General features: G+C 52.1%; 22 protein-coding genes and 1 pseudogene. 7 read left to right on the top strand and 16 right to left on the bottom strand.

Annotated features, from left to right (window positions below):
• Positions 1-78: 78 nt before the first annotated feature.
• From IEX86_RS16205 to IEX86_RS16195, 3 genes are all read left to right on the top strand, one after another.
• Positions 79-438: an MFS transporter gene (locus tag IEX86_RS16205; RefSeq protein ID WP_188867175.1), complete on the top strand. Its 360-nt coding sequence runs from the start codon at positions 79-81 to the stop codon at positions 436-438.
• 434 nt (positions 439-872) lie between these two features.
• Complete coding sequence (locus IEX86_RS16200) at positions 873-1,649, top strand: hypothetical protein (protein ID WP_188867174.1); 777 nt, start codon at positions 873-875, stop codon at positions 1,647-1,649.
• Positions 1,650-2,409: 760 nt separating this feature from the next.
• Entirely contained in the window at positions 2,410-5,217 is a 2,808-nt protein-coding gene (locus tag IEX86_RS16195; protein ID WP_229685388.1) for a PAS domain-containing hybrid sensor histidine kinase/response regulator, read from the top strand.
• 1,177 nt (positions 5,218-6,394) lie between these two features.
• On the opposite strand, the gene IEX86_RS16190 is transcribed toward IEX86_RS16195, so the two are convergent.
• Positions 6,395-7,273, bottom strand: coding sequence for a glycoside hydrolase family protein (locus IEX86_RS16190; RefSeq protein ID WP_188867285.1), 879 nt, complete (start codon positions 7,271-7,273; stop codon positions 6,395-6,397).
• 902 nt (positions 7,274-8,175) lie between these two features.
• Here IEX86_RS16190 and yghU point away from each other — a divergent pair.
• The gene (yghU, locus tag IEX86_RS16185) at positions 8,176-9,015 is read left to right on the top strand and encodes a glutathione-dependent disulfide-bond oxidoreductase (RefSeq protein WP_188867172.1); all 840 of its coding nucleotides are present in this window, start codon (positions 8,176-8,178) and stop codon (positions 9,013-9,015) included.
• 55 nt (positions 9,016-9,070) lie between these two features.
• On the opposite strand, the gene IEX86_RS16180 is transcribed toward yghU, so the two are convergent.
• Entirely contained in the window at positions 9,071-9,535 is a 465-nt protein-coding gene (locus IEX86_RS16180; protein WP_188867171.1) for a multidrug/biocide efflux PACE transporter, read from the bottom strand.
• An 87-nt stretch (positions 9,536-9,622) separates the two neighbouring features.
• On the opposite strand from IEX86_RS16180, the gene IEX86_RS16175 reads away from it, so the two are divergent.
• Entirely contained in the window at positions 9,623-10,507 is an 885-nt protein-coding gene (locus tag IEX86_RS16175) for a LysR family transcriptional regulator (RefSeq protein WP_188867170.1), read from the top strand.
• Between the two features lie 205 nt (positions 10,508-10,712).
• Positions 10,713-10,898, top strand: a complete 186-nt coding sequence (locus IEX86_RS16170; protein ID WP_188867169.1) for a hypothetical protein — start codon at positions 10,713-10,715, stop codon at positions 10,896-10,898.
• 394 nt (positions 10,899-11,292) lie between these two features.
• Here IEX86_RS16170 and IEX86_RS16165 read toward each other — a convergent pair whose 3' ends face one another.
• The 14 genes and pseudogenes from IEX86_RS16165 to IEX86_RS16100 all read right to left on the bottom strand — a co-directional run bounded on the left by IEX86_RS16165 (position 11,293) and on the right by IEX86_RS16100 (position 23,608).
• Positions 11,293-11,469: a hypothetical protein gene (locus IEX86_RS16165; protein ID WP_188867168.1), complete on the bottom strand. Its 177-nt coding sequence runs from the start codon at positions 11,467-11,469 to the stop codon at positions 11,293-11,295.
• Positions 11,470-11,673: 204 nt separating this feature from the next.
• On the bottom strand, positions 11,674-12,249 hold the full coding sequence (locus IEX86_RS16160) for a GAF domain-containing protein (protein ID WP_229685378.1): 576 nt from the start codon (positions 12,247-12,249) through the stop codon (positions 11,674-11,676).
• A 566-nt stretch (positions 12,250-12,815) separates the two neighbouring features.
• Positions 12,816-13,565 carry an SDR family oxidoreductase gene (locus tag IEX86_RS16155; protein ID WP_188867166.1) on the bottom strand — a complete coding sequence of 250 codons (750 nt, stop codon included), beginning with the start codon at positions 13,563-13,565 and terminating at the stop codon, positions 12,816-12,818.
• Between the two features lie 285 nt (positions 13,566-13,850).
• Complete coding sequence (locus IEX86_RS16150; protein ID WP_188867165.1) at positions 13,851-14,705, bottom strand: hypothetical protein; 855 nt, start codon at positions 14,703-14,705, stop codon at positions 13,851-13,853.
• Positions 14,706-15,829: 1,124 nt separating this feature from the next.
• Positions 15,830-17,134, bottom strand: a pseudogene (locus IEX86_RS25495) (type III effector HrpK domain-containing protein); the annotation flags it as partial.
• Between the two features lie 514 nt (positions 17,135-17,648).
• Entirely contained in the window at positions 17,649-18,806 is a 1,158-nt protein-coding gene (locus IEX86_RS16140) for a glutathionylspermidine synthase family protein (RefSeq protein ID WP_188867163.1), read from the bottom strand.
• Positions 18,807-18,818: 12 nt separating this feature from the next.
• A complete protein-coding gene (locus tag IEX86_RS16135; RefSeq protein ID WP_188867162.1) occupies positions 18,819-19,556 on the bottom strand; it encodes a DUF1190 domain-containing protein in 738 nt (245 codons plus the stop codon).
• A gap of 17 nt (positions 19,557-19,573) precedes the next feature.
• Positions 19,574-19,999 carry a DUF350 domain-containing protein gene (locus IEX86_RS16130; RefSeq protein ID WP_188867161.1) on the bottom strand — a complete coding sequence of 142 codons (426 nt, stop codon included), beginning with the start codon at positions 19,997-19,999 and terminating at the stop codon, positions 19,574-19,576.
• A gap of 13 nt (positions 20,000-20,012) precedes the next feature.
• On the bottom strand, positions 20,013-20,678 hold the full coding sequence (locus tag IEX86_RS16125; protein ID WP_188867160.1) for a DUF2491 family protein: 666 nt from the start codon (positions 20,676-20,678) through the stop codon (positions 20,013-20,015).
• A gap of 30 nt (positions 20,679-20,708) precedes the next feature.
• On the bottom strand, positions 20,709-21,266 hold the full coding sequence (locus tag IEX86_RS16120) for a rhomboid family intramembrane serine protease (RefSeq protein WP_188867159.1): 558 nt from the start codon (positions 21,264-21,266) through the stop codon (positions 20,709-20,711).
• A 59-nt stretch (positions 21,267-21,325) separates the two neighbouring features.
• Positions 21,326-22,030, bottom strand: a complete 705-nt coding sequence (locus tag IEX86_RS16115; protein WP_188867158.1) for a PspA/IM30 family protein — start codon at positions 22,028-22,030, stop codon at positions 21,326-21,328.
• A gap of 25 nt (positions 22,031-22,055) precedes the next feature.
• Positions 22,056-22,712: a YjfI family protein gene (locus IEX86_RS16110; RefSeq protein WP_188867157.1), complete on the bottom strand. Its 657-nt coding sequence runs from the start codon at positions 22,710-22,712 to the stop codon at positions 22,056-22,058.
• A gap of 416 nt (positions 22,713-23,128) precedes the next feature.
• Positions 23,129-23,269, bottom strand: a complete 141-nt coding sequence (locus IEX86_RS16105; protein WP_188867156.1) for a hypothetical protein — start codon at positions 23,267-23,269, stop codon at positions 23,129-23,131.
• A gap of 27 nt (positions 23,270-23,296) precedes the next feature.
• The gene (locus IEX86_RS16100) at positions 23,297-23,608 is read right to left on the bottom strand and encodes a hypothetical protein (protein WP_188867155.1); all 312 of its coding nucleotides are present in this window, start codon (positions 23,606-23,608) and stop codon (positions 23,297-23,299) included.
• Between the two features lie 311 nt (positions 23,609-23,919).
• Here IEX86_RS16100 and IEX86_RS16095 point away from each other — a divergent pair, with 311 nt between their 5' ends.
• The gene (locus IEX86_RS16095) at positions 23,920-25,566 is read left to right on the top strand and encodes an acetolactate synthase large subunit (protein ID WP_188867154.1); all 1,647 of its coding nucleotides are present in this window, start codon (positions 23,920-23,922) and stop codon (positions 25,564-25,566) included.
• Positions 25,567-25,724 lie beyond the last annotated feature (158 nt).

The raw sequence follows: 25,724 nt of genomic DNA, 5'->3' as shown, positions 1-25,724 counted from the left end.
AGGACTGGTAATCGGGGGTCTCGTCAGCAAGCAGTTGCTCAGCATGGATGGAGCGTCCGGCTGATCATGTTGGTGGGCATGGGTCTCAATGCCGCGTCTGGTCTTGGTCTGTTTCTGCTGGCTCAGGCTGAACAGGTGACACCGGGCGTTTATGGCAGTGTGCTTGCGCTTGTCATCAGCGCGCCAGGTCTGAATTTTGGCAACCTTACTGCGCTCACTATGGCAGACGCAGGTAAGCAGGCCGGTGTTGCATCAGCGCTGATGGGTGTCATGCATTACGTCATGGTGGCGGGAATCGGTTATGTCGTGAGCCTTGCAGTCGCTGAAATAACATCACTTCCGGCCACAATTGCCCTCTGTGGCGTACTAGCCTTAATCCTGTGCTTGTCCATACGTCATCCCCAGCCGCAGGAAAACCACCCGCTTGGTAAGGGATAAGCGATAGACACCACAGCTTGAAGAAATTAAAACCATCTATCCGTGCTGATCTGCACGCACGCTTGGCGTCAGCAGCTCTTACTCTTAAAAGAAAATCAATGTATGAACGTGACTTACAAATTGAGCGCGCCGCGATTAGGTCTGATAACCAGCAGGCCACCGGTGATCGCGGGCCAGCCATCCAGCCCTGTAACCAGCGGCAGCATTCGCGACGACGGGATATTAAATCCTGCTTTTCGTGTTGCAATACCTTACAGCGGGTAAAAACACGTCCTTATAAAATCAAACCGTAGCGTAGAGCTAATCCTTTAACGCGCCAAGCGGCATTGTTTCCACTCTTTAGAGCGATAGCCTGGTGTTGAGCGCTGCCTGACAATCAGGTTTCGGTTCGTCTCAATCGCAATCGGCTTTTCATGGAAAGGATGGAGTTCACTATGTTTAGTTTGAAACTACTTACCGTCACGGCCCTCTTGTCAATCAGCCTTACCGCTTTAGCGGCAAGGAATACAACAGAACTCACTCAAACCGGTGATTATCTCTCTGCATCGATTGAGCAAACGGCTATCAATAGCCAAATCACTGTGCATCAACAAGGCACTGGTGGTGTTATCAACCTTCAGCAATTACAGGGCGACGGTAACCGCGCGATAGTAACGCAAGAGAATGACCGCAACCAAACCGACCTGATCCAGAGCGGCGATAACAACAGTGCCGATATACAGAACACCAGTTACGATAACCGCATAACTGCCTCACAAGTCGGCTCAAACAATGAGCTGTTTGTATCATCACGCGACTTCTCCTACGACTCTACAATACGTAGCAGCACTCAGGGCAACGACAACAATGTCACCATTAAACAACGTTCAGAACAAAGCACCATTGATTATGATGTGACTGGTGATGCCAACATCGTCCATATCGATCAAGCCACCATGGTCGAAACCATTGCCGGTACAACGACAGGAAACAATAATAACGTTGATATTACCCAGAGTGGGCAATACACCGGTTCGATCAGGTTAGACCAAGTGGGTGATTTCAATAGCGCCACTATCGATCAGGCGTCATATGAGGGTGCCAGCCATAGCGTTGTGTCTCAGGCCGGGTCCTCCAATAATGCTTATATTGAGCAGCTACGGCACTATGCTGGTAGTGACACAACACTAACTCAATCAGGGGTCAGTAATAGCGCCAGAGTTATTCAATAATGCTTCCGTGAGTTTGGACGCTGAGGTTGTCAGTTTATGAGCATGGCCATGCTCATAAACTGACATGAAGTTATTAGTCTTACACCAGCCATTAAAGCGCAGCTCTGAAGGCTATAAAGCACCTTTAAAGGTAACTAATTTGTAAGCCAGTCTAGCCTTTCAATCTCTACCTGGACGTAAACGAAACAACTGTATAAGCCATTTTACAGCCGCTCTCTCAAGCCTAACTGCCTCAATCGAATTACACCTCGGCTACAAGCAAGTCCATGTGGGGTTGCCAAACACGTATCGATCCTGTCAGCCTTGCTCAATGAAAATGCCGTGTGCGGGCGGATACCAGAACTTAAAATCTCGTCTCCTTCTGCGTTTAGCTTTCCTGTTATGTCGTTCCGTTGGTATTGGATCAATTAGCTTTGCCACATAATCCCGCTGTTTGCTTCCAACCTTGCTTTCCTACTGATGTCCATCCTCAATCCTGATTGCGTGGCACAACGTACGTTACGAGTAAAGCTCAGAGATAAGGAACCGTTGATACATGAGTAGGCCAGCCCTGAACACCCTGACGCGAGAGGAGCTTGAAGCAGAGGTAATACGTCTCCGGGCAGCCCTGGAGGAACGTCAGCTGAACGCGCAGGTAGATGCCTCAGGTGGTGGTTCCCTTAGTCGTAGCGACGAGGCTGAAACAACTCAATACGTCCAGTTGAGCCACGCGCGTGAACAGAGACAGAGCCTCACTACGAAATTGGAGGCCAGCCAGGCAATGCTGGCCTTTAGCAAAGCCCGTAAACACGCCATTCTTGAAAGCGTAACCGAGTTTGCCATTGTAGTAACCGACCCTTTGGGGCTCATCACTGACTGGAATCCCGGTGCAGAGCAGATCATGGGTTGGAGCGCTGATGAAATGCGAGGTCAGGACACCTCGCGGCTCTTCACTCTCGAGGATCGCCACAGCGGCTATATAAAGCAGGAGGTGGAGCGAGCACTGGAGAATGGACAGGCTCGGGATGAACGCTGGTATCTGCGAAAGGATGGCCAACGGTTCTGGGCCTCTGGTGAGCTGATCTCACTAACCGACGATGACGATACACCCCTGGGTTTTGTAAAAATCCTGCGTGACCGCACGACGGAGCATTTGGCGGCCACCACCATAAAAGAAACCCAGGAGCGTTATCGACTGGTTTCCGAGGCCACCAGCAACGCGGTCTGGGAATGGGACTTTGCTACCAATCACGTCGTTTGGAATGAGGCGTTAACGACTGCCTACGGACATACGCTTGACGGTCTGGAATCGACCGGGAATTGGTGGCTGGCTCAAATTCATCCAGATGACAGAGCCCGCATTAACGCCTCGATTCACGCAGTGATTGATAGCACCAGCATCGCCTGGACCGACGAGTACCGCTTCCAGCGGGCAGATGGCTCCTACGCTGACGTCTTCGATCGAGGCCATATTATTCGCGACAACGAAGGCCGTCCCAGCCGAATGATCGGCGCCATGCTTGACCTGACGCCGATACGTACCGCAGAAACGGCCTTGCGCCAGAGCGAAGAGCGCTTCCGGGTGATCCTAGATACGATCGGCTCGGCGTTTGCCATCGTGGAGGTCAAATTTGATGAGGATGATGAGCCAATCGATTACCGCTTTCTTGAGGCGAACCCTGCATTTGAACGTCAGGCTGGCGTCAATCTCCGCGGCAAATGGGTGACCGAATTCGCACCGGATCTTGAGCGCTTCTGGTTTGAGACCTATGGACATGTAGCAAAAACCGGAGAGCCCGCGAGTTTTGAAAATTACGCCAATACGTTTGAGCGATGGTTCGACGTACGGGCCATTCGAATTGGTGACCCGAGTCAGCGTCAGATTGCGATTCTTTTCAATGACGTTACCGAAAGGCGCATTGCAGAAGAGCGCCTGCGCACCAGCGAGGCGCTCGCACGCGAGAACGTGCAGCGCGTTCAGCTTGCCTTGGCCGCAGGTGCAATCATCGGTACATGGTTCTGGGATCTTCCCAGCGACCAGTTTACTGTCGATGAAGCCTTCGCCTGGACGTTTGGCCTTGATCCTGCGCTTGGCCGCAAAGGCCTTAGCCTTGAGCAGGTAGTGGCGACTGTCCACCCTGATGATAGAGAGGGCCTGGAAACCGCCATCCGTGAAGTCATTGCCCGAGGCGGTGCTTACGCTCATCAATACCGTGTGCGTCGCACTGATGGAAACTATTATTGGATTGAGGCAAACGGCCGGGTTGAGCATGCTGAAGATGGCACGCCCCTGAGCTTTCCGGGCGTCCTTATTGACGTTGAGGAGCGCCGCGCCGTCGAAGCGGAACGTGATCGGGCAACGGCAGCATTACGTGCGCTTAACGAAACGCTTGAACAACGTGTTGCAGAACGCTCAGCTGAGTTGATGCTGGCGGAGGAAAAGCTGCGGCAGTCCCAGAAGATGGAGGCGGTCGGACAACTTACAGGCGGCCTTGCACACGACTTCAACAACCTGCTGGCAGGTATTACAGGCGCGCTGGAGTTAATGAACATCCGGATTGCCCAGGGCCGGTTGAAGGACATTGATCGGTATATGGTTGCGGCACAGGGCGCAGCGAAGCGGGCTGCTGCGCTGACGCACCGCCTTCTTGCCTTCTCAAGGCGCCAGACGCTTGATCCGCGCCCCACCAACGTGAACAGATTGATTGAGAGTATGACGGACCTGATCCAGCGTACTGTTGGTCCCAGTATTGCCATCGAGGCAGTGGGTGCAGCCAATCTGTGGCCTGCCCTCGTCGACGCCAGTCAGCTTGAAAACGCTCTCCTGAACCTTTGTATTAATGCCCGTGATGCCATGCCCATGGGAGGACGCATAACCATTGAGACGGCCAATCGCTGGATGGATCACGAGGTGGCCCGTAACCATGAACTACAGGAAGGACAATACCTGTCCCTATGCGTTACCGATACCGGTATTGGCATGTCGCCAGACGTGGTAGCGCGAGTGTTTGAGCCGTTTTTTACCACTAAGCCGATCGGCAAAGGCACCGGTCTTGGTCTTTCCATGATTTATGGTTTTGCCCGGCAGTCGGGTGGCCAGGTTCGCATCTACTCTGAGCTTGGCCAGGGAACCACAGTATGCATCTACTTGCCACGTCACCTTGGTGATGCGCCTGCGGACGAGGGCGGCATAGAAAAGACAGCGGTTCAGAATGCAGAAAACGCAGAAACGGTGCTGATTGTAGATGATGAGCCCACCGTACGTATGCTGGTAACAGATATTCTGGGCGACTTAGGCTATTCGGTCATTGAGGCCGCTGACAGCATCGCAGGGCTTAAAATATTGCAGTCCGATGTGCCTATTGACTTACTGGTCACAGATGTTGGTTTGCCCGGCGGTATGAATGGCCGGCAGATGGCCGATGCAGGACGAGAGGTCCGGCCTGACTTGAAGATCCTGTTCATTACGGGGTATGCCGAAAACGCAGCTATTGGCAACGGCCATCTTGAGCATGGGATGCAAATCCTGACCAAGCCTTTCGCAATCGATACGCTTGCAGCGCGCGTTGACGAATTAATGAACTCATAGGTGGCTGAAAATCTTTTAATCACTCTCCTGAGCGGTCTCGGCGCTATCTCCTGGAAACCATTCGGCCCGGCTGCTCAGGCTACTTGCAGCAGGCCTCATGAATAACGAAGAAAGCGCCTTCCATTAGTCAAGCCAAAGTCATTTTCCCGAATAACAAAATCAGCCCTAAGCATAAGGAAAGCTCACTGTTTTGCTGTATTAATAGTTGTCTTTAATGGCAACAACAATCTATCTCAAACACTAAAGAGGTATCAAGAGGAGCTTGCTGTAAATGATTTACGCGTCATCATGCCTATACGCCAGGAAGTCTGATGACTGCTGCATTGCACAAGCATACTACGCTCACGATAAGACTCGCGTGATGAGAGTATCTCTGCCTGCTCCTCAGTGAGCCCGTCAAGACGGTTACGGCTGATAACGCGGTAGCTATCATCTCCGCATAAGGCTGCTGCCTCTGCGTGACAAGACGACCACTGTCCTAGCAGGCCATTACATTCGACGGAGTACCCAGACGTTCCATCTTGAAGATAAGCCGTTTGGGAAGTGGCACAGCCCGTTAACATGATCAAGGCGAATATTAACGCACCTGTTCTGGCTTGATTAAGGATATGAGGAAGAGACATGGCTGGTTGCTCAGGTTGGTATGAGCAGCATGGTAAGAGGCCACTTGGTATTCAGAAAATTGTTTGCTGAGATACCTTCTATCACCTCGGGAAATAGTTGATTTCTATAATAAAGAACTGCCAGTGACTGACACGCTGTTAAGTCATCACTTCACGATAGAAGATACACTCAGCTAGCCTTAATTAAAGTAAAAGCAATTTTTCTTTATCAAGATTCATTAAAGAATATGGCCAGTCTTTTGGATTTACTCAATTATTGCCAATGCCAAACCTATAATATTTTTAGGCTATACGGCAAGGTAAATAGTCTGACACCAACGTCACGCTCTTCTCTCTCAATCAAATTATGCTCGTATACATGTGATGATTGAAGTACAGATAGCCATTTCTACCCTACCACCTTCGGCTTCTACCATAAACTCCTAATCAATATCCTTCCAACAGCCCTCTAAAACGCAGATTTATAACTAACACACTATTACTTATCAGCTTAAAAAATATAAGCATCCGCTTTTTTAGGAAACACACTAAGTACTGCTCTATTAAAACCAATACTATTGCGTGGCTCCATTGAATGGGAGCGATATATAGTGCCAACCCAGTTCAGTCAATGTTCCATCAGCAGCCAATAAGCTTGAGTGATGCACATCATCATTTACTCGGCCAGAAAACCAGGCATATCGGAATACGTCAGCGCGGGCCTCAAGTGTTGCGACCATGTCCGTCATTTGCTGTTTTTGCTTTTCCACGGAGTCGATTTGGCCTCCATCAGGTAGCGAATGCCAATTAGCGAACTCAGTAACCCAAAACGGCCGACCATAGCGCGCAAGGCGGTCGAGCATTCCTGATAGTCCATAGTCATACCAGTGAAACGCCAGGTAATCTATCTGCGGATCTCGCCCCGCGTGAGCCGAGCTATAGGCAGCAAAAAAAGCATCTAGCCATGCTACTGGGTCTGAATACCCTGAGAGGGTGCCCCAATTCATAGCAGGCCCAACCAGCTTAACGCCTGTATTGCGTGAGATAGCTTCCAGGCGAGGCCATAATGCGGCAGCGGCTTGAGGTGTTAGATTCGCCTGATCAATCAGATTTGGTTCGTTGATCACTAGCAAATAACGGATATTGGGATGATTTGCCAAATACGCCTGCACTTCCCCATCATTGAAATTGTCATTCCAAACCATTGGGATGAAATCCATTCCATATACACCCGCATAATTGTAAGCACTGATGGCATCGTTGGGACGAGGACTCCAGTTGTACCACCAGCCTACCCCGGCAGATAACGCACTCATATCTCGCCCAGAAGTTAGATCATACGCAATGCCTCGTTTAGGACTTTTACCGGGTGGGTCTGCTTGGATCAAAGGTGAAATAACAACGCTAAACAGTAGGAAAAGTGCCCGTAAGAACCTTATATTGAAGAATCTCATCGTCTCCCCTTTGTAAAACCATAAAGAAGTGTCATTTAGGCACTGTTTCTTCAAGAGTAGGCAAGCCTGTTGTATTGTCAACGCCTGTACGGCTGCCCTGAATAGTCTGTATAAACATTAAGTAGCCATGGCCAAGGCTCGACTCATTAACACATAAGTACAATATTTACCTTTAATAAATTTTCGCCATATTAATAAACCATACAGTCTACAGCTCAATATGTAGCTTATATCTTTACATATAAGCTCCTAAGGAGCATCGGCAAACGTCACTTAAAAAACTTGATTTCTAGTTAAGAAAACCTTATGCCTAGCATTGTATAGGCCAACTGTTTAATTATTGTTTCGCTGTGAAGTTAGCTTAATGGGCTCGGCATACGTTAAGATGCTCAACCGTGTAAACAGAACGATCAAGGCTTACCCAGCCCCTTCAACTGGAGCCTTAGTCATCCAGGTTTTAGAGCCTGACTCATTCTCTGAGGAGCAAAGCATCGTTGCTAACATCTATGAACAATGCGCATCTAAAGGAGATAAACTCGCCCGCCCTGCCCCTTCAAAACAGGCTTTATTCAAGCCGGAGTTAGACTGGCTGTTTAAGCAATTTTTATGTCTTGGACGGTAGACAACGAGTCCTTGATAAAGCTTTTTTCCATTGCCATGTTATATGACGACTGAGTAAAGCAAACACACTCAGCCAGAGCGTATTGGCCAATTGAGCCATGTGTTTTAATTATTGAGGATCAGTACACGTCTGTTACCGATGAGCCTTGGAACGTTGGCGATTCGGGGCCAAACCATTTTAATTAGCGCTGGGACCAGAACAGCGAGTGACACGCCACCAAGCCAGACGATACCGTCATGCTTGCTCACCTCACTTTATTAACTCGGCTAAGGAAACCCCCATGAGTGACATCTCTTATACTCCCCCCAAGGTCTGGAAACCCACCGCCGCCTCCGGTGGCACCTTTGCCAATATTAACCGTCCAGTTGCCGGGGCTACGCATGACAAGGCCCTACCGGTTGGCAAACATCCGTTGCAGCTATACTCCCTGGGCACACCCAATGGTGTAAAAGTTACCATCATGCTGGAGGAGCTGCTCGCCATAGGTCATACCGGCGCTGAATACGATGCCTGGCTGATTAAAATTGGTGAAGGTGAACAGTTCTCCAGCGGGTTCGTCGAGATTAATCCTAACTCCAAGATTCCAGCCCTGGCCGACCACAGCGGCGAAAAGCCCATACGTGTTTTCGAGTCCGGTTCTATCCTGGTCTATCTGGCGGAAAAGTTCGGCGCGTTTTTGCCTACCGATACACTGGCACGAACCGAAACCCTTAACTGGCTGTTCTGGCAAATGGGCTCAGCACCCTTCGTGGGTGGCGGCTTCGGCCACTTCTATGCGTATGCCCCGGAAAAGCTTGAATACCCTATCAACCGTTACGCCATGGAGGCCAAGCGTCAGCTTGATGTGTTGGACCGCCAGTTGGCCGAACAGCGCTATATTGCAGGTGACGATTACACCATCGCTGACATGGCTATCTGGCCCTGGTATGGCGTTCTAGTCCAGGGTGGGCTCTACAATGCAGCCGAGTTCTTGTCGGTACAGGACTATACCCATGTGCAGCGCTGGGCTGCTGAAGTTGCGAAGCGCCCGGCAGTGATTCGTGGGCGCAAGGTCAATCGCACCTGGGGAGAGGAAAAAGATCAAGTGCCCGAGCGGCATGATGCAACGGATCTAGATTGATCAAAAGAAGCGTCGGCCCTGACCGGCCGACGCGCCTTTTCGGCTTTAAGACGCTTTACCGCTTTTCATATGCCACTGAAATACTCTGACGGCGTACATAACGTGCCCGAAGCGTGTCGTATACCCAATTGAAGCACACCGAATAAGGTAGGAAAAACAGGATCAGTCCGATATCGAGCACTAGCGCTTGGAGTAGGCTGATTGAAAGCCACCAGGCGGCCAAAGGTACCAGCAAGACCACCAGGCCAGCCTCGAACAAGCAGCCATGGAGCAGGCGCACACCTAAACCGCGCTCGAAGCCCAGGCGTTTCTGCGCATGGTCAAACAGGAAATTAAAAATCATATTCCACAGCATGGCTATGGTCGAAAACATAAGCGTCAATACGCCGATCTGCCCCATGGGTTTGTCCATCGCCCATGCCACAACAGGCGCACAAATACCCAAAGCTATTAATTCAAAGGCAAGCGCATGACCTGCCCGCTCCCAAAAACCACGATCAGTTGATGAAGTAGAAGACATTGTAAATTCGCTTAGTAGCCCATTAGATAACTTATTATCATCGGCGGAGACAATAACTACTAATTACCTGGTATCGCCTAAACCGATATGAACCTTTCAATTGAAGCACTGGAATCGTTTGTTCATGCCGCTTCAAGCGGTTCGTTTAGCGCAGCAGCAAGAGGGCTTGGTAAGAGTCAGTCAACTATCAGCGAAATCATAGCCCGCATTGAAATCGAATTGGATGTTGAGCTGTTTGTCCGTGGCGCACGTCATCTGACATTGACGGAGCCAGGACGAAGCTTGTTGGGGTATGCCCTTGAAACACTATCGGCGATTGATCGCCTGAAACGCCATGCCGCTACCTTGGGCCGTGGACAGGAAGCCAAGCTGACGCTGGTACTGTCCGACACCTACCAGCAGAGCCAGTATGAAGCACGTCTCCACGAATTGGATCAGCGCTACCCTGACTTGGAGTTTGAATGCTTCTTTGCTGAGCAAGCTGATGTACTGGACTTGGTCAATCAGGGCCGCGCCAACCTGGGTCTACTGGCCGCCCAGCCAGAGTACGGACCAGATATCGCCCACTCCCGGTTACCCTACTATTCCTCCTTTGGTCTTTTTGTCTGCGCAGGTCATGCCCTAAGCCAGAAGGCTGTTATTGAACCCCAAGACCTCGCCCACTACCGCATGCTGCGTCTGAGCAGTCTTGTCAGCAGTGATCTGGATGATGCAACCCTGCCAGTGCACAGTACACGCTGCTGGTCTACTCCAGACTATCTTCTGTTACTGGAGATGGCGGCGTTGGGCTTTGGATGGGCAGCGTTGCCCAAAGGGCTGGTTGAATCCCACGCACAAGGCCGGTTGCATGAGCTAGCCATGAATGGCTGGCCCAGGCAGGTATCGGTGGATGTTGTGTGGTCTCGCAAGCAGCCGCTCGGTCCAGCCGCGGCCTGGCTGCTGGAGCGCCTTACGCAAGCGGCTAGATCTTAAGGGTTCGGACGACCAAAGCAGTCGCAGGGAGTGAGAAGCTGCACCCGAAGCCGACCGACCAACAAATACGCCGGGGTTGGGCCCGCCAGTTATCGGCAAAGGGCTCGCTCATCGGGTAGGCGAGAACTGTTTGGAGGTTGCGATAGACAGAGTAAGTAAGCCGGCTTACGAACTATCCCATTTATAGCCTTCATGAGGGAAGCCCATGAGCGACCTTGAACTGACTGCACAAATTATCCGTTCATTAATGAAAGAGCTGCGGGCAGCCAATGATGACAACAGTCAACAAATGATTGTCAGGCAATTGCATCGGCTGACGGATCACCTGACTCTGGACAATCGTTATGAAATCAGCCGGATCCTGGCTAAAGCAGAAGCCTACGCCGCCTGACCGCCGTGTACAGTTTGGCAGACGCTTTGTTCTCTACAGCAGTGAGAGCCGCTAACAGGATATTAGGTTTCCCAGGGAGGGGACACCGGCATACAGAACCAATACAACATTAATAATGGCGCGTAGAATCAGAAAGGTTGCTATTGGCAGAAGGTTTATACTCTGAGTAATAGCGGTCTGAGTGCCTCTATAGAGGAACCTTGAGTCTCTTACGATACCTCCTGCTTTTGTCGATAGTTAGCAATTCAACAGGACGTCTTTAGCACCCGCCCCTAATCAAAGCTGGCCACTTCTATATCCTTCATCTTTCAACTACAGATGGTTCACAGTTGAGACTGTTATATAGTGCCTGTTAGCGCGCGCAGCCCAGCCGAGTTCGACCGTATCGCGCGGCCTAAGTATCCTGCATCTGAATCTGCAGTCGAAGCTGGCTGGCTGCTCGGACTGAAAGAGATCCATTAGGTAGCCAACCAAGCTGCTCAAAACCTACCAGCAGGGTTTGAGACTTGGCATATCCATAACCTTTCCAATAGCGAAGTTTCAACTCGCGCAAGGCCTGCTTCACGAGCATGCGCATCATCGCTGAGGTTAATAAAACAGGTTCAGGATAATGCCAAACGAATAGCGCCTCTCTGGCAGACCATACGTGCTGGTCTGGATCTTCCCGCACAGGACCTGCCAGAGTGACTGCTACAGCCTGCGCTTTCAGTTGCCCGAGCGGTATAGTGATTGCACTACCGCATTAAACATGCACTAAAGCTGGCCAAACATGCGGTTAGCGCTTTGCATCATCCAGGCTGTAAGTCGGTTCGCTCAATGCAGCCAACGCCGGGCTATTGGTAAGGAGGCTGATGTCTTGTATGAGCTTGTGCATGATGATTTCACGCTGGAGACAGTTAGCCAGATCCCGTAAGCGCATCATTTGGTCGTGTTCTAATGTTCTGGGACGCGTATCAATGATGCACAGCGTGCCAATGGGCAAGTAGCCGGGCATGTATAAGGGGCAACCTGCATAAAACCGAATGTAGGGGTCTCCTGTGACCAAGGGATTATCGGCGAAGCGTAAATCGGCTTTGGCATCAGGGATATAAAGAATGGACTTCTCCAAGATGGTATGGCTACAAAAAGAAATCTCGCGAGACGTTTCACTAACGCCCAGGCCAGCGCACCCCAGGAACCACTGACGATTCGCATCCACCAGTGATACCGCTGCAATAGGTACATCACATAAGGCCTTGGCGAGTCGAACAAACCGTTCAAAACGCTCATCCTTTTGGCTATCGAGCAGGCCAAGTGCATGAAGCGTCTCCAGACGTTCTTTTTCAACCGGGTGGAGCGGAGAGATTTTCATACCTTTTATCTCTGAGGGCCTGCTTGCTGTGTCTAAGAGGCCGGATCGTAAGAGTGGCATAGCAGTCTCACCTTGAAAATCCAGTTAGGCACAGCCAAGAGAAGCGCAACTAACCAAAGTATTAATGGCAGGTATTCAGATGCAGCACAGTAAATGTGATGAAAATCACATTACATCAGGTATGTATTAACGCTACCCTCACGCTCCAAAAGGTAAAAAAGGCCGATGAATAGCAATGCGATGCTGCCATCTTTTATTATCGGCATGGGCAGCGAAAATATTGCATAAGCATAAAAAAGACTTGAGTCGTTAATCCTGAAGCCCTTCGCTTTTGGTAGTGAACGATCGAGGGTCGCTGCGTAGCCTTCTCAATTGCTTCGGCCACCAACCCTTTATTGGCTGAAATAGCACAGGTTGGTGGTATGCCACGCTTGCAGTGAGTGGTCACTCGTGCCCTAGGCATTTGCAGATGTCTGGAGCACTCTCCTGCACAGGTGCTCACCTATGCTCGCTGGAGCTCTGCGACCAATACAGGAGCAATGAAAGTAAATAGTTGCAGCACGCCATCACTTCACCGCAGCGTTCCCACCATCAGCAAACAATGCCGTACCGGCAACAAAACTGGACATGGGCCCTGCCAGAAACAAGGCAGCTTTTGCAATTTCCAACGGCTCGGCGATCCGCTTCATTGCATGCAGGCTTGCCGCCCACTCCTTCTGAGCCTTATCGCCTGCCATAGGCGTGTCAACACCACCTGGAAGTAGCGCATTTGCTCTAATCCCCTGCGCTGCATAGTCGGCCGTAATACCTTTTACCAGCCCCATTAGCGCAGCCTTCACTGTTCCATAAGCAGCCATGTTAGGCAGGCCTACGCTAGTGCCGACAAAACTCGACGTAAAAATGAGCGAACCACCCCCACGCTTGAGCATGGCAGGGATTTGCTCACGTGCCCCTAGAAAAGCCGCGGTTATATTGGTGGCAAGCGTTTCCTGCCACTCTGGCAGGGTAATTTCAGCTAATGGCTTTATCGGACCTAAAGATCCAGCGTTGTTAAAAGCGATATCAAGCCCCCCAAACGCTTCGACACCTACTTCAAGTAACTCTTTATGGGTATCAGGAGAGCCTATATCCCCTACCACAATACGAACGTGCCCCCCTTTGGTACGGATAGCTTTGGCGACTTCTTCCAGAGAGGACTGACGCCTTGCATTTAACACAACATTAGCGCCCTCAGCGCTGAACAAGAAAGCGGCTGCACGTCCGATTCCAGAGGATGCACCCGTAATAATTGCGGTCTTGTTTTCTAGCATGCGCATGGCTGACCTCCTTTGACTGGAAGGCCAAGTTTCCATTCCTGCAAATGTTAGTGCGTCCCGATTCAGACTTTTAAACTTGCTACTAACGCAATCCTGCATGCATGGCTTATAGACTAATACGTCTCAAAAGTGCGTAAGCCCAATGCATCTTCTCGCAAAGCGCGCAGGGCCCAAGCAGCTTATGCGAATGCAACTGACGAACGCCGGGTATAACAAACAAACTGCCCATACAGAAATCAACCTGTATGGGCAGTTTTACCTAGAGGTAAGCGTCAGGACGCTAGCTTATGCCAGTCGCGTTTCAAGGTTGGAACCATCGCCTGGATAGTCCTCATGCTTGACGCTGTCAAAACCAGGCGATGGCAAATGCCCTCCGTCCGCAAAGAATTCGTACTCCTCCTCGCGATATTCGAAGATGCTTAGCTCTTCCGGCGCGTCGCGTTGACCATAGTTGTACATGTATTCATCAAGAAACTCGAAGCGCTGCTTGCCATCTGCCGTGAGCAGATTCTGATCGTTCAAATCGTTGATCAGATTTTGCAGATCCTCACGATGAGCATCCATACGCTTGTTATGCTTGATATCCTCAACGATCAGGAATGGGGTCAGCGCCACAGTCAGCGCTGCACCCACCCACAGCAACGGTCCTGCCAGGGCTCGGACAGCATTCGCTCCCATCACGGCGGCCATTTGAGCACCCCCACCGGCGAAGTTAAAGGCACCAGCGGCAACGGTGATAGCACCCTGCGCGACAGCCACTTTGTCGTTACTTTTGAGCCCGGACTTGATCTTCAGCCCCCCCAGCACGATATCCGCTACCCCACCGAAGGTATTGGCGCCAGCATCCATTACCCGCAAGAACGCCGAGATTCCACGGGTGGTAGGCGTACTGCCCTTCAGCCCCGGATTTTTGGCAAAGCCGTCGCGGAAGCCGTCATTTAGTGTTGTCCACTGCTCCGGCGTCAGGTCCATCTTTGCTGCCAACTTCTGCTGATCGGGAACAGGAGCCGCATCAATTGCCGCATTGAACCCTTCATAGACCTTTTTAAGGTCACCCTCTACAAGGCTCATGTTTCTACCGGAACCCTGCGGCACATCCTTGCCAAAGATCTGTGGCAGGGACTTGTCCAGCCCCATCATCTGGTTAATCTTGGTGCCCCAGATGCTATCGACAATGTTGCTACCCAGATTTAAAAATGCTGGCCAGCGCCCAGGACACTGACAAAGTCTTTCGCAATGGCCAGGCGCTCTTCTGGCGTATCCGCCAGTGTGCCTCCCTTGCCTGCAATTTGGTAAATGCCTGAGGCCAGTGAAATGAGACCGCCTGCCGATCCCAGTGCACCATTGCCGTTCAGCTCTGTGATGGTCTTGAGCATGCTGCCGTGGGCGCCCTCACCCAAGGTCTTGTAAACGTCTTTGCTCATAACCTTGTTGATGTCATCCGCCGTCACGAACCCGTTCTTGCTAAAGGTCGCCCCCAATTCCTTGTGTGCTTCGCTAAATGCTTTTGCAGTCTGCTTGTTACCCAGGAATTCTTGCACGAAGCGCTCGGTTTCCACGGTACGCCGCGATATGTCGACACCGCCTTTTTTCAGCGCGATCAGGAGCGTCTTGATGGTGTCCTGGGTCGCTAGAACCGTGTTTTCGTCGTTGATACCTGAGGGATCAACCAGCAATTTGTCGAGGTCCATTGTTGTGGCGTCGATCATCATATGCTGGGAAAACTGTGCAGCCTTGTCTGGATCAAAGGCTGCCAGCGAGGCATAGGTCCTGCCGATATCGGCTTCGGCCAACTCGTCATTGCCGCTCTTCTTGAGTTCGGCAATGTAGCGCGAGTAGTCCTCAGAGAAGGCCATGGTTTCAAGCTTCTCACGCACCGCGTCCTTGTCTGGCAGTGCGTCAAGCGCCTTGCCTTGCTGGGCCTGGAAATCTTTCTGAACGCTTTCAGAGCCAAACAGCTGGGCGACCTGCTCGTCGACCTTGGTCTTGTCAATAATCGAAGAAAGGTCCTTGCCGCTCACCTTGGCAGTGCTTTGCCCCATGGACATATCCAGCACGACCATATCCAGTCCGTTTTCGCTGGCACCTTGGGCGCGTAAGGCGTTATAGAGCTTGGCACGGTCATCGTCCTTGGCGATGCTGCCGTTTTCAATACCGGTTTTCCAATCGGCGAGCAGGTTCTGCCATGTCAGCTCACTCACCGTAAGCTTGCGATTTTTGTCGGTAGGGTCTGTCGTGGTAGTTTCCAGGTTGACTACGTCCGTCTCTTTATCCGGAGGCAGGCCTGCGCTTTCACGAGCGAAATCGATCTTGCCCTCTTCGGTAAGCTCTGGCCCTTTGAGGTTGGAAAAACCGTATTTACCAAAATCCTGGAGGCGGCCCGCTTCGGTACCGTTCTTCGCCTCGCCATCCTTGGTAATACCATTGATTTTGCCATCGCCTATATCGCCTCCAGACAATGTCTTGCCCTCACCGTCATAGCGCTCGATATGCTCAAGGACCTGTGAGGCTCTGTAGGCAGCATCGGCATCTTTTTCAAAATCACCGACCCGCTCTTTGAGCATATCCTTGATACCGCTCTGATTTCCCAGGTTCTTGAGCAGTGGATCACCGTCGATAATATCTTGAGCCGAACGCTTGTCATTTGGGGGCAGCTCCCACACGATCCCCAGCTTTTCCGCCTGCTCACGGGCCTGCTTGTCATCGGCTACCGATGCAGGATTCTTGAGTTCGCCCTTCAGACTGGCAAAGCCCTCTTTACCGAAGTCCTGTAGACGGCCTGCTTCAGTGCCATGCTTCGCTTCGCCACTCTTGGTAAAGCCGTCGATGCTACCGTTGCCAACATCCTTTCCCGCAATCTTCTCGCCCGATGCGTCCAGGGTTTCTACATGCTCCAGTACCTGTGCGGCTCGGTACGCAGCGTTGGCATCCTTTTCAAAATCGCCGACCTGTTCCTTAAGCATGTCCTTGACGCTACTCTGGTTTCCCAGGTTTTTGAGCAGGGGGTTGGAGTCGATAATATCTTGCGCCGAGCGATCATCGCCCTCCGGACGCTCCCACTTGATACCCAGTGCCTCTGCCTGTTCACGGGCTTTGGTGTTGTCACTGGCAGTAGATATCTGGTGAAGTTCTCCCTTGAGAAAAGAGAACCCTTCTTTACCGAAATCCTGAAGACGCCCGGCTTCGGTGCCGTGTCGCGCCTCACCCTTTTTAGTAAACCCATCGATTCGATCATTGTCGACATTGCTGTCACCAATGATGCGATTGCCCTTCTCATCGATCTTCACAACATGCTCAAGTACCTGGGCTGCTCTATAGGCAGCGTCAGCATCTTTTTCAAAATCACCGACTTGCTTCTTGAGGTTATCCTTGACGCCACTCTGGTTACCCAAATGCTTGAGCAGAGGGGTGTCGTTGATGATTTCCTGGGCTGAACGGGTGTCTCCCTCAGGACGTTCCCAGCGGATACCTACTTCTTTAGCTTGCTCTACAGCCTGATCCCAGGCCTTGCCCGACTCTGAGCCTGCTTGCGAGTTAGCGTCGGCATTACTTACAGTCTTGACGGTCATTGCCAATTCCTTCTAGTAGTGAACCAGAAAAGTCAGTGACTACATGAGCTTACGTAGACAGGACGCAAAACTCGCTACTGGTTAGACTGGACATTGGTTGAGGCATGGATATAGGGCTCGGATTTGTCTTGGGAAATTACCGTCCGTATGTAGCGGAGCCCTTTGAGCAAAAGCCGATCCTTATAAACTCGCTTATGAGAAACCCTCACGATGAAAATACAATGACACGGCTATTTTCTTCGGTCAGACCGTGATGTAAGTACAGTGCAGGATCGTTGGACAGTGCTCTATCGAGCGCTAAACCGTGCACCGGCAACAAGGCACTAGCAGATGACTACTGGGTAGGTGCACGGACTCACAGAAGGGAGCGATGCAATAAAGCGCTATGGCACAAGTAATACTCATGCGCCTGGCTTTTGCTTAGTTGCTATCTCATTCGCTACCGGCTCACCGATAGAACTAACAGTGAGCGATAGAAGCGCTGGGCACTACACGCTGGGGTAAACCGTGGTGATCAACCCAGTACTACGTGAGGTAGGAACCTGCTGGAATCCTTGGTGATCAGGCTGTCGTCCTCCCGAATGCCAATGCCTGAGGCCACGTCGGCAATCACCCAGGAGCCAATCAGCGTGTAGCTGTCACCAAAGCGGGGCAGTGGTGAAAAGGCCTGAAGTATGTACGGCGCATCGGTGTAGGGACCATCTTCCCTGACGACCTGATCATCATCCGTACGGATTTCGATGTTGGCGCCTTCACGTGAGAAAAAGGGTTTGCGCACCCACCCCTTAGGCACCGGTGCTCGGGGATCGGTATCAACAATGCAGGGCAACAGATTTGGATGCCCCTCGTTGAACTGCCATAACAACGGCAGGATGCCCTTGTTACTGATTATGGATTTCCATGCAGGCTCTACAAATTGTGTATCGCACGCGGGCACGGCCCGGCCGAACTCCTCGCTGAAGATGTGCTCCCAGGCGTGAAGCTTGAAAAGCCGCTCAATCCAGCGCCCTTCAAGGTCTACGAAACGCCCCTCAGCGGTCAGGCCAATGTCCTCCACGTTGATGTGCCGGGCATCGATACCGGCATGGGCAGCCATACGGCGTAGAAAGTCTGTCGTGCCACGGTCTTCGACCGAGCCCGACATTGCAGAGAAATAGAACGCGCCGCCAGCAGGGAACGCGGCGAACGCTCTTACCAGATCTTCGGCGATAGTATTGAACTGATTCGCCTCGGCGGGTAGTACGCCGCGGGCGATCTGGTCTTCAAGCCACAACAGCTGTACGGACCCCGCTTCGAGTAGCGAGGTAGGCGTATCCATGTTGGCTTCCAGAAGTTTGGCCGGCCCGCTTCCGTCATAGGCAAAATCGAATCGCCCATACAGATGCGGGTGGCCTTCTTTCCAGGAGCTGCGGACCAGATCGAAAAAAGCCGGCGGAATGGCAAGTCCTTCAAGTAGTTCTTCGCTGTCGACCACCCGATCAACGACATCCAGGCACATTTCGTGTAATTCCCGGGTCGGCTGCTCCAGATCGTTAGAGATCTGGGCCTCGGTGAACAGGTAGTAGCCACGCTCATCCCAGTAACGCTCACCGTCAATCGTGTGAAAATTAAAGCCTTCACGCTCCAGGGTCTCGCGCCAGCCCGGACGCTCTTCGATGCTGATCTTTTTCATGGCCCGCACTCCTTAGCTACTGCTATATCCACCGCTACTCTTGCCGCCCCAACCGCTACGGGCCGTAGCCTGACTGCCAAACCCCCCACGGGAGATAGTCGAGGATACTGCAGAGCCCGATCCGCTCGAACTTCTGTTCAGGCTCCTGCCAAGGGTAGATGAGTTATAGGTGTTGCTAGGACTGGTCCGGGCCTGTGTCGAGCGACTGAACGTCTTGCCCTGCTCGATCTGACGCGAAAGCGTCGAGTTATAATAATTACCTCGGTTGTCCCGCCCCTGATAGATAGGCTGCGAATAATAGTGGTTACTGCCCGAGCCACTTAGCATGTTGCCTATCAGAAGCCCCATAAGCATGCCGTTAAGGTGACCGCCCCCACCGCCTCCACCACTCTGGGCATTGGCCTGTTCAACAGCCTGCTTGGGCAGATCTCCAGACATGGCAAGTTCAAATCCGCCCATTTTAGGCATGTATTTGCCATCCGATGCCGCTTGGCAGTAGCCGGGTACAAAGTCGGCGTCACAGGAGGCCTGATCATCATAAGTCGGCGCGATGCGCTTGTGGTCAGCCATGGCCTGCATATAGGCGTCCGAACAGATATCCACCGGAATCTTGGCCTCGGTACACTGCTGGACTGAGCTGAAGTTCTGACTGGCGCTGTACGTCTGAGTATTTTGCGCCTTGCCGCAGGCGACCAGCGCAAGCGGCAGGGTACTGGCCAGTACCAGTTTGACGGAGCTGCGTTTTCTCATCGATGAATACTCCTGGCTCAGACCGAAGGCGTCATGCAGGCGGAGTTGATAAAGCCGATGCTGATTGCAACAGAGGCTGAATACACCGCAGCAGCCGTCTCACCCCGGCCAATCCGAGCGGACAGGTCCTTTACCACCAGGCTGGTGAAGAGAAAGGTCAAAAGCTGAACGACAGCGGCAATAACAACCCAGACCACGAAGTCCAGAATACTCACGCTATAGGCAATGATATTGCTTGCCGGCAACGCAAAACCAATCAGCGAGCCGCCCAAGGCAATGGCAGCCGCGGTATTGCCCTCGCGAATGAGCGCAAATTCCTTGTGTGGCGTAAGACGGGTGTAAATAAGCTGAAAGAGGGCAAACAGAAGAGCGGCGACAGCGATATAAGCAATAAAGCCCATGACTGCGCCAGCGTTAAGGGATATGCGAAGTGCTTCTAGCATAGGGATTTCCTTATCAGAGAACCTGAAGATCAGTAGGTTGTAGCGTTACGCCCACGGCAGTCGACAACGAGATGACACCCTCTTCGTCTTCCTCCACCGACAGGAGCAGAAACTCCCGACGATTGACCAGCCCAATGTCACGCGCATACAGCATGCAGTTATGCTGGATACGATAAGACTGCTCCGGGCTTTTCACGTATTCAAGTAGAGGTGTCAGCTCCGTTTGACCATCTTCGGTCCCCCACTGGCGCTCGTATTCCTCGCCGTCAAGCTCATAAAGTGGCATCCCAAGCTTTGCACCCGGCCCCGAAAGGCTCAGCAGCTCAGCCTTGCTATTGACTGGGGTCACACTGTGATAGCCAAAGAGGATGATGTCCTGAATGTCATCGTTACTGGGACCGTTCATGACTATCTGGAGAAAATAGTCTTCGTCATCCAGATAGAAACGCAATAACCGCATGGATTGGCCAAGGTCGACATTACCCACTGCCCAGACTTTTTCATCGCCCGGAAGGGTAACGTGCGAATGGCCGTCGAGCAGCAGTTTCAAGGACTTGTCCAGGCATATCATCCGCTCACGCGTCAGCCCCAATGGGCTGGCATTAGTGATAGGTGCAGAACCTGTCCGTTCCTTGGGAAGTGGCGCCTCCATGCCGAGCGCCCTCTTGATCCAACTCATAACGCACCTCCTGTTTCCTTATTGTAGAGATCACCCGGCATTTGCCAGCAATCTCTTCGAGTGCATGATCCAACCGACCACTATGCCCGCCATCGCACCCGCAATATGGGACTCAAATGAAATACCTGGCAACGGCAGAAATCCAAAGATCAACCCACCATAACCAAACAATGCGATGGCGGCGATCAAAAGGCTTACAAGACTGCGTTGAAACCATGCACGTGCCAATACGTAGGTCCACAAGCCAAAGATCAACCCGCTAGCCCCCACATGAATACTGAACCGACCCACCAGCCAAACCAGTATTCCACCCAGCATCGTGATCAGCACCAGAACCCGGACATAGCGCTCAAAGCCTTCATTTGAAATAAGCCAGCTGAGTACTACAAAAGGCACGAGGTTACTAAGCAAATGCCTGATGGAGCCATGGAGGAAAGGGGCAAACGCGATGCCCTGTAGACCGCTAATAGTACGTGGAATGATTCCATGAGGTATGAGGCTGTTCGCCGTGAACGTGTTCACCAGCTGCACTAGCATCATGATCCCGGCCAGTACGAAAATAACTGGCAGGCATTTTCCTGATCGCATGGACCTGTCTCTTGACGCAGAAGGGCACCCGGAGCGATCCGGGTGCCCTTCTGCAACACTTATTGTGCGGAGTTGGAAGACTGCTTGGCCTTCAGACGGGCCAGAACATCGGCCCCGCCGCCTGTCTTGGAGCCAATGCCGGCCTCTTGCAGACGACGCTCAAGATCCCCACCATTGGCGGCGCTGGCAAGCTCCTCGGCAGCCTGCAGTCGAGCATCCTGCTCATCCTGACGGGATTTGATTCGGGCCAAAGAGTCGACAGCGGTTTCCAGAGAGCCATTGGCACCGCCAGTAGCAGCGGCCGTGGCAACGCGTGCCTTCTGTACGGTTTCCCGCGCCTTGGCCATTTCGACCTGCTGCTTGAGACCCTTGATCTGCGCTTCAGCCTTAATGACCTGAGCATGCAGGGCGTCTGTCTGCTTGCCAAACTGCTCCGCCAGAATTTGCTCCTGCTCACGCTGGGCTTCGATCTCGGCTACCTTATTGGCACATTCGGTCGCCAAACCTTCCTCGCCCTTTTCCAGCGCGGTCATGGCCTTGCCTTCCCAATTCTGGATGTCGTTCTTAAAGGCATCCAGACGTTGCAGAGACAGTTTGTGCTTGGCCTTGATATCAACCAGGCCATTGCGTGCCCGCAGCAATGCCGCTTCAGCATCGCGGATTTCCTGGTCAAGGATACGGATCGCCTGCTTGTCGACGATAGCCTCACCAACTTCAGAGGCGCCACCGCGAAGAGCGGTTACTACTTTTTTCCAAATGCTCATTTGTTTACTCCAATACGAATAAGGGTTAAGCCTTGATGTGGTCTTCGAAGGCTTCAGCCGCACGAATTACGTTTTCCGCCAGGGTGTAAATTTCCTGGACGATAACAGTCAGTGATGAGGCAGCGCTCAGGCTGCCAAACATGCAATAAATCTCTGTATCATTTACCGGTTCGATACCCACCGAGGACAGCGGAAACATGTCTCGGCTACGCAGCAACAGATTATTGAATTCGACTGGATCCTTAACCTTGCTGGCTTCGAACAGCGTGGCATCAACAAGAACCTGGTCACCGGATACGGCTAGATAAATCGGTAAATCGCCATATTCGGTCATGGTGAGCTTGATGCTAGGCACCGAACCCTCAGCAACGGCCAGAGCGATCTCGCCCTTTTCAACGGCTTCAAGCTCGGCCAGGGCCTTGTGCAGCGAGCTGATAGTCCAATGGGTGTTCTCAGTCATAAAGTTCTCCAGTTTGACTTTCTCGCCCAAAAAGGGCTGCCGTAGCGCTTTCTCAATGCCCCGAAGAGCGTTCACGTTTTCAGGAAGAATCCAGAACTCACGCTTTACCAAGCCCGCTTCACGTAGCCGTGCCCGCATCTCACGGACATAATCAGCAGTCGTCTTACCCTTGCCAGAGCCTGCCTTGGCCGTAGCATCATCCAGTGGTTTCTTGCGAGGCATCTGACCTCCCAGACTCATTACATGTAAGAAATCTACGCCTTAATTTAAGGTAACGCAATGCTTACATGTAAGTATTTTCAACTATTACATGTAATAATTCTTAAACACCTCGCGAGGCAGGCCGTAGTGTCTTGGCCACTGCCAGATCTTTCGATTAAATAGGCCTACAGATGCAAGAGAGACTCTGCGATGGCTTAGGTCAGCTTTTTAAAAACGCGCTGACACCTCAAGCTTGGTGCATCGGCTTTTACCTCATATGAGCTTGATCACGGCTTAGTGTGTCAGGCAACAGGCGTAGGCGCCAAACCAAGAATAGCGGCGAAAGTGACTGGATGTGTAAGCGTGCGCAGAACTGCCTATTTCAAGGAATAGTCTGGGCGGGAATAGACGTAACTTAACCAGGATAATCGTTAGCGTTAGACGACCGTTGCGGTGTTTCCAGTACCGGCCTGATTCACTGTAACTGCGTGCCCAGCCAGACTCGAATCAGCGATCCGCTGATTGATGCCAGCAATGTTGGCAGTACCATTTTGTAAAACGGTTGCTGCATTGCCCATATCGTAGAAGATTTCTCCTGAACCAGCCTACGACAATGTAATTTCATCGCAAGTACCAAGCTTCGTCAGACTGGCTTGGCTACGATTGCCGTTTTGGCTAACCGTTAAGATGTTGGCGTCACCCTCTTGGGCGTAGCTTGTATATGTCAGGTAATCCGCTTGCCTGACATCTGCACCGTTATGGTTTCCGCTAGAGCGTCCGGTAATGGAGCCTGATATCGCACCTTGATCGATAAAGAGTTCATTGTTGTTGCCGTTCTGCGTGAAGCGCATGGAGTTTAAGCCACCGCCTTGGCCGATCGTAGCAGTACTGGCCGTAGCGTCTTGAGCCAAAGACAAGCCATATTGTTCCTAGCGACTTCCAGACCACTGATCTACAGACGCAAACTTAGGCTATCGGACAATTGAACAGGATACTGCGGCGCCTACCGTGCAGCTTCCTCTTTGCCTGTAAGAAGCAGAGCTACGCTAAATGTAGTTCAAAGCGTAAACCACTACATTTTGGCTAGGCGCGCTCAATTTTTTTGCAAAAAAGTGGATTTTTTTACTAAATTTGTCCTTCTATAGCCGTTGTAGCATGGACAAATCACTATCAGCATTGCACCCTTGGGTCGGAGCTTTTCTAACTGCCCTACCTGAAGGAAAAAGTGATGGCCAAGGCCTCTGATTTGATCGTACGTTGTCTGGAAAACGAAGGTGTGGAATACATCTTTGGTATTCCTGGGGAAGAAAACCTGGACCTGCTGGACTCGCTCTCCCGTTCCAGCCAGATCAAACTGATCCTGACACGTCACGAACAATCCGCCGGATTCATGGCGGCGACCTATGGTCGTCTGACTGGCAAGACCGGCGTGTGTCTGTCAACGTTGGGCCCTGGTGCTACCAACCTTGTGACTGCAGGTGCCTACGCCTACCTGGGCGGTATGCCGATGATGATGATCACCGGTCAGAAGCCCATCAAAAAGTCCAAACAGGGCCGTTTCCAGATTATCGATATCTGCGGCATGATGGACCCAATTACCAAGTACACCCACCAGCTGGCTTCTGCCGACAATATCCCTTCGCGTATTCGTGAGGCGATTCGTCTGGCCGAGGAAGAAAAGCCCGGCTCGGTTCACCTGGAGCTGCCGGAAGACATCGCAGCCGAACAAACCGAAAGCACGCCGATTCCCCCAAGCCTGACCCGTCGACCAATCGCCGAGTACAAGGCCATCCAGGCTGCTGTATCCAAACTTGAACATGCACGCAGCCCGGTGCTGGTAATCGGTGCAGGTGCCAACCGTAAAATGACGGCGCGCGTGTTACGGCAGTTGATCGAAAAGACCGGTATTCCGTTCATTACCACCCAGATGGGTAAAGGTGTGGTCGATGAGCGCCACCCCGGTTTCCTGGGCAACGCGGCACTGTCGGCTGGTGACTTTGTGCACCGTGCGCTGGAATCGGCTGACCTGATCGTTAACATCGGCCATGATGTCATCGAAAAACCACCGTTCTTCATGGCTCGTGGCGGTACAGAGGTCATCCACATCAACTTCCGTTCGGCAGAAGTCGACCCCGTATACTTCCCGCAGGTAGAAGTGGTGGGTGATATTGCCAATGCTATCTGGCAGATCAAGGAAGCCATTGAGGTTCAACCGACCTGGGACTTCGACCGTCTGCTCACCATCCGCGAAGCCAACGAAGCCCATGTTGCTGAAGGCTCTACGGATGACCGTTTCCCGATGTACCCGCAGCGTATGGTCGCAGACCTGCGCAAGGTTTTGCCTTCGGACGGCATCGTGGCGCTGGACAACGGCATCTACAAGATCTGGTTTGCCCGTAACTACAAGGCCTACATGCCCAATACCGTGCTGCTGGATAACGCTCTGGCAACCATGGGTGCGGGACTGCCTTCTGCCATGGCTGCACGCCTGGTTCATCCGCAGACGCCTATTGTTGCTGTCTGCGGCGATGGCGGCTTCATGATGAACAGCCAAGAGCTGGAAACTGCAGTACGTCTGAAGATGAACCTTGTGGTCATCATCCTGCGTGATGACGGATACGGCATGATTCGCTGGAAGCAGGCGCAGATGGGCTTTGAGGATTACGGTCTGGATTATGGCAACCCGGATTTTGTCCGCTATGCCGAAAGCTATGGCGCTCAGGGACACCGTGTGGAAAGCGCAGCTGACTTCGCTCCGCTGGTCGAGCGCTGCGTAAATACGCCTGGCGTACATGTTATCGATTGCCCGGTCGATTACTCCGAAAACGACCGCATTCTGCACCAGGAAATCAAGGAACGCAGCGCCAAGGTCTAAATGCCACCGCAGCTGATGAAACGCCCCCGTCATTACGGGGGCGTTTCATTTGGACGCCTGGAAAAATCGGGAAACAAGGGGGATGCGAGGCGGGAAGATCCTTCCCTTCCAGAGCACATTCAGCAGTCCTTTCTTGACCAAAGAAACCCAGCGTCCCA

It is taken from the genome of Pseudomonas asuensis (assembly GCF_014646755.1).
Taxonomy (GTDB): Bacteria; Pseudomonadota; Gammaproteobacteria; order Pseudomonadales; family Pseudomonadaceae; genus Chryseomonas; species Chryseomonas asuensis.
This window is presented reverse-complemented; position numbering and strand designations above follow the sequence as displayed.

Excerpts from the sequence above, each read along its gene's own strand:
- IEX86_RS16135 (WP_188867162.1), bottom strand. The coding sequence starts at position 19,556 with ATGAGAAAACGCAGCTCCGTCAAACTGGTACTGGCCAGTACCCTGCCG.
- IEX86_RS16125 (WP_188867160.1), bottom strand. The coding sequence starts at position 20,678 with ATGAGTTGGATCAAGAGGGCGCTCGGCATGGAGGCGCCACTTCCCAAG.
- IEX86_RS16195 (WP_229685388.1), top strand. The coding sequence starts at position 2,410 with ATGCTGGCCTTTAGCAAAGCCCGTAAACACGCCATTCTTGAAAGCGTA.
- IEX86_RS16115 (WP_188867158.1), bottom strand. The coding sequence starts at position 22,030 with ATGAGCATTTGGAAAAAAGTAGTAACCGCTCTTCGCGGTGGCGCCTCT.
- IEX86_RS16140 (WP_188867163.1), bottom strand. The coding sequence starts at position 18,806 with ATGAAAAAGATCAGCATCGAAGAGCGTCCGGGCTGGCGCGAGACCCTG.
- yghU (WP_188867172.1), top strand. The coding sequence starts at position 8,176 with ATGAGTGACATCTCTTATACTCCCCCCAAGGTCTGGAAACCCACCGCC.
- IEX86_RS16110 (WP_188867157.1), bottom strand. The coding sequence starts at position 22,712 with ATGCCTCGCAAGAAACCACTGGATGATGCTACGGCCAAGGCAGGCTCT.
- IEX86_RS16150 (WP_188867165.1), bottom strand. The coding sequence starts at position 14,705 with ATGATGGGGCTGGACAAGTCCCTGCCACAGATCTTTGGCAAGGATGTG.
- IEX86_RS16190 (WP_188867285.1), bottom strand. The coding sequence starts at position 7,273 with ATGAGATTCTTCAATATAAGGTTCTTACGGGCACTTTTCCTACTGTTT.
- IEX86_RS16095 (WP_188867154.1), top strand. The coding sequence starts at position 23,920 with ATGGCCAAGGCCTCTGATTTGATCGTACGTTGTCTGGAAAACGAAGGT.
- IEX86_RS16180 (WP_188867171.1), bottom strand. The coding sequence starts at position 9,535 with ATGTCTTCTACTTCATCAACTGATCGTGGTTTTTGGGAGCGGGCAGGT.
- IEX86_RS16120 (WP_188867159.1), bottom strand. The coding sequence starts at position 21,266 with ATGCGATCAGGAAAATGCCTGCCAGTTATTTTCGTACTGGCCGGGATC.
- IEX86_RS16205 (WP_188867175.1), top strand. The coding sequence starts at position 79 with ATGGGTCTCAATGCCGCGTCTGGTCTTGGTCTGTTTCTGCTGGCTCAG.
- IEX86_RS16200 (WP_188867174.1), top strand. The coding sequence starts at position 873 with ATGTTTAGTTTGAAACTACTTACCGTCACGGCCCTCTTGTCAATCAGC.
- IEX86_RS16155 (WP_188867166.1), bottom strand. The coding sequence starts at position 13,565 with ATGCGCATGCTAGAAAACAAGACCGCAATTATTACGGGTGCATCCTCT.
- IEX86_RS16165 (WP_188867168.1), bottom strand. The coding sequence starts at position 11,469 with ATGCTCGTGAAGCAGGCCTTGCGCGAGTTGAAACTTCGCTATTGGAAA.
- IEX86_RS16105 (WP_188867156.1), bottom strand. The coding sequence starts at position 23,269 with ATGGGCAATGCAGCAACCGTTTTACAAAATGGTACTGCCAACATTGCT.
- IEX86_RS16160 (WP_229685378.1), bottom strand. The coding sequence starts at position 12,249 with ATGAAAATCTCTCCGCTCCACCCGGTTGAAAAAGAACGTCTGGAGACG.
- IEX86_RS16130 (WP_188867161.1), bottom strand. The coding sequence starts at position 19,999 with ATGCTAGAAGCACTTCGCATATCCCTTAACGCTGGCGCAGTCATGGGC.
- IEX86_RS16170 (WP_188867169.1), top strand. The coding sequence starts at position 10,713 with ATGAGCGACCTTGAACTGACTGCACAAATTATCCGTTCATTAATGAAA.
- IEX86_RS16175 (WP_188867170.1), top strand. The coding sequence starts at position 9,623 with ATGAACCTTTCAATTGAAGCACTGGAATCGTTTGTTCATGCCGCTTCA.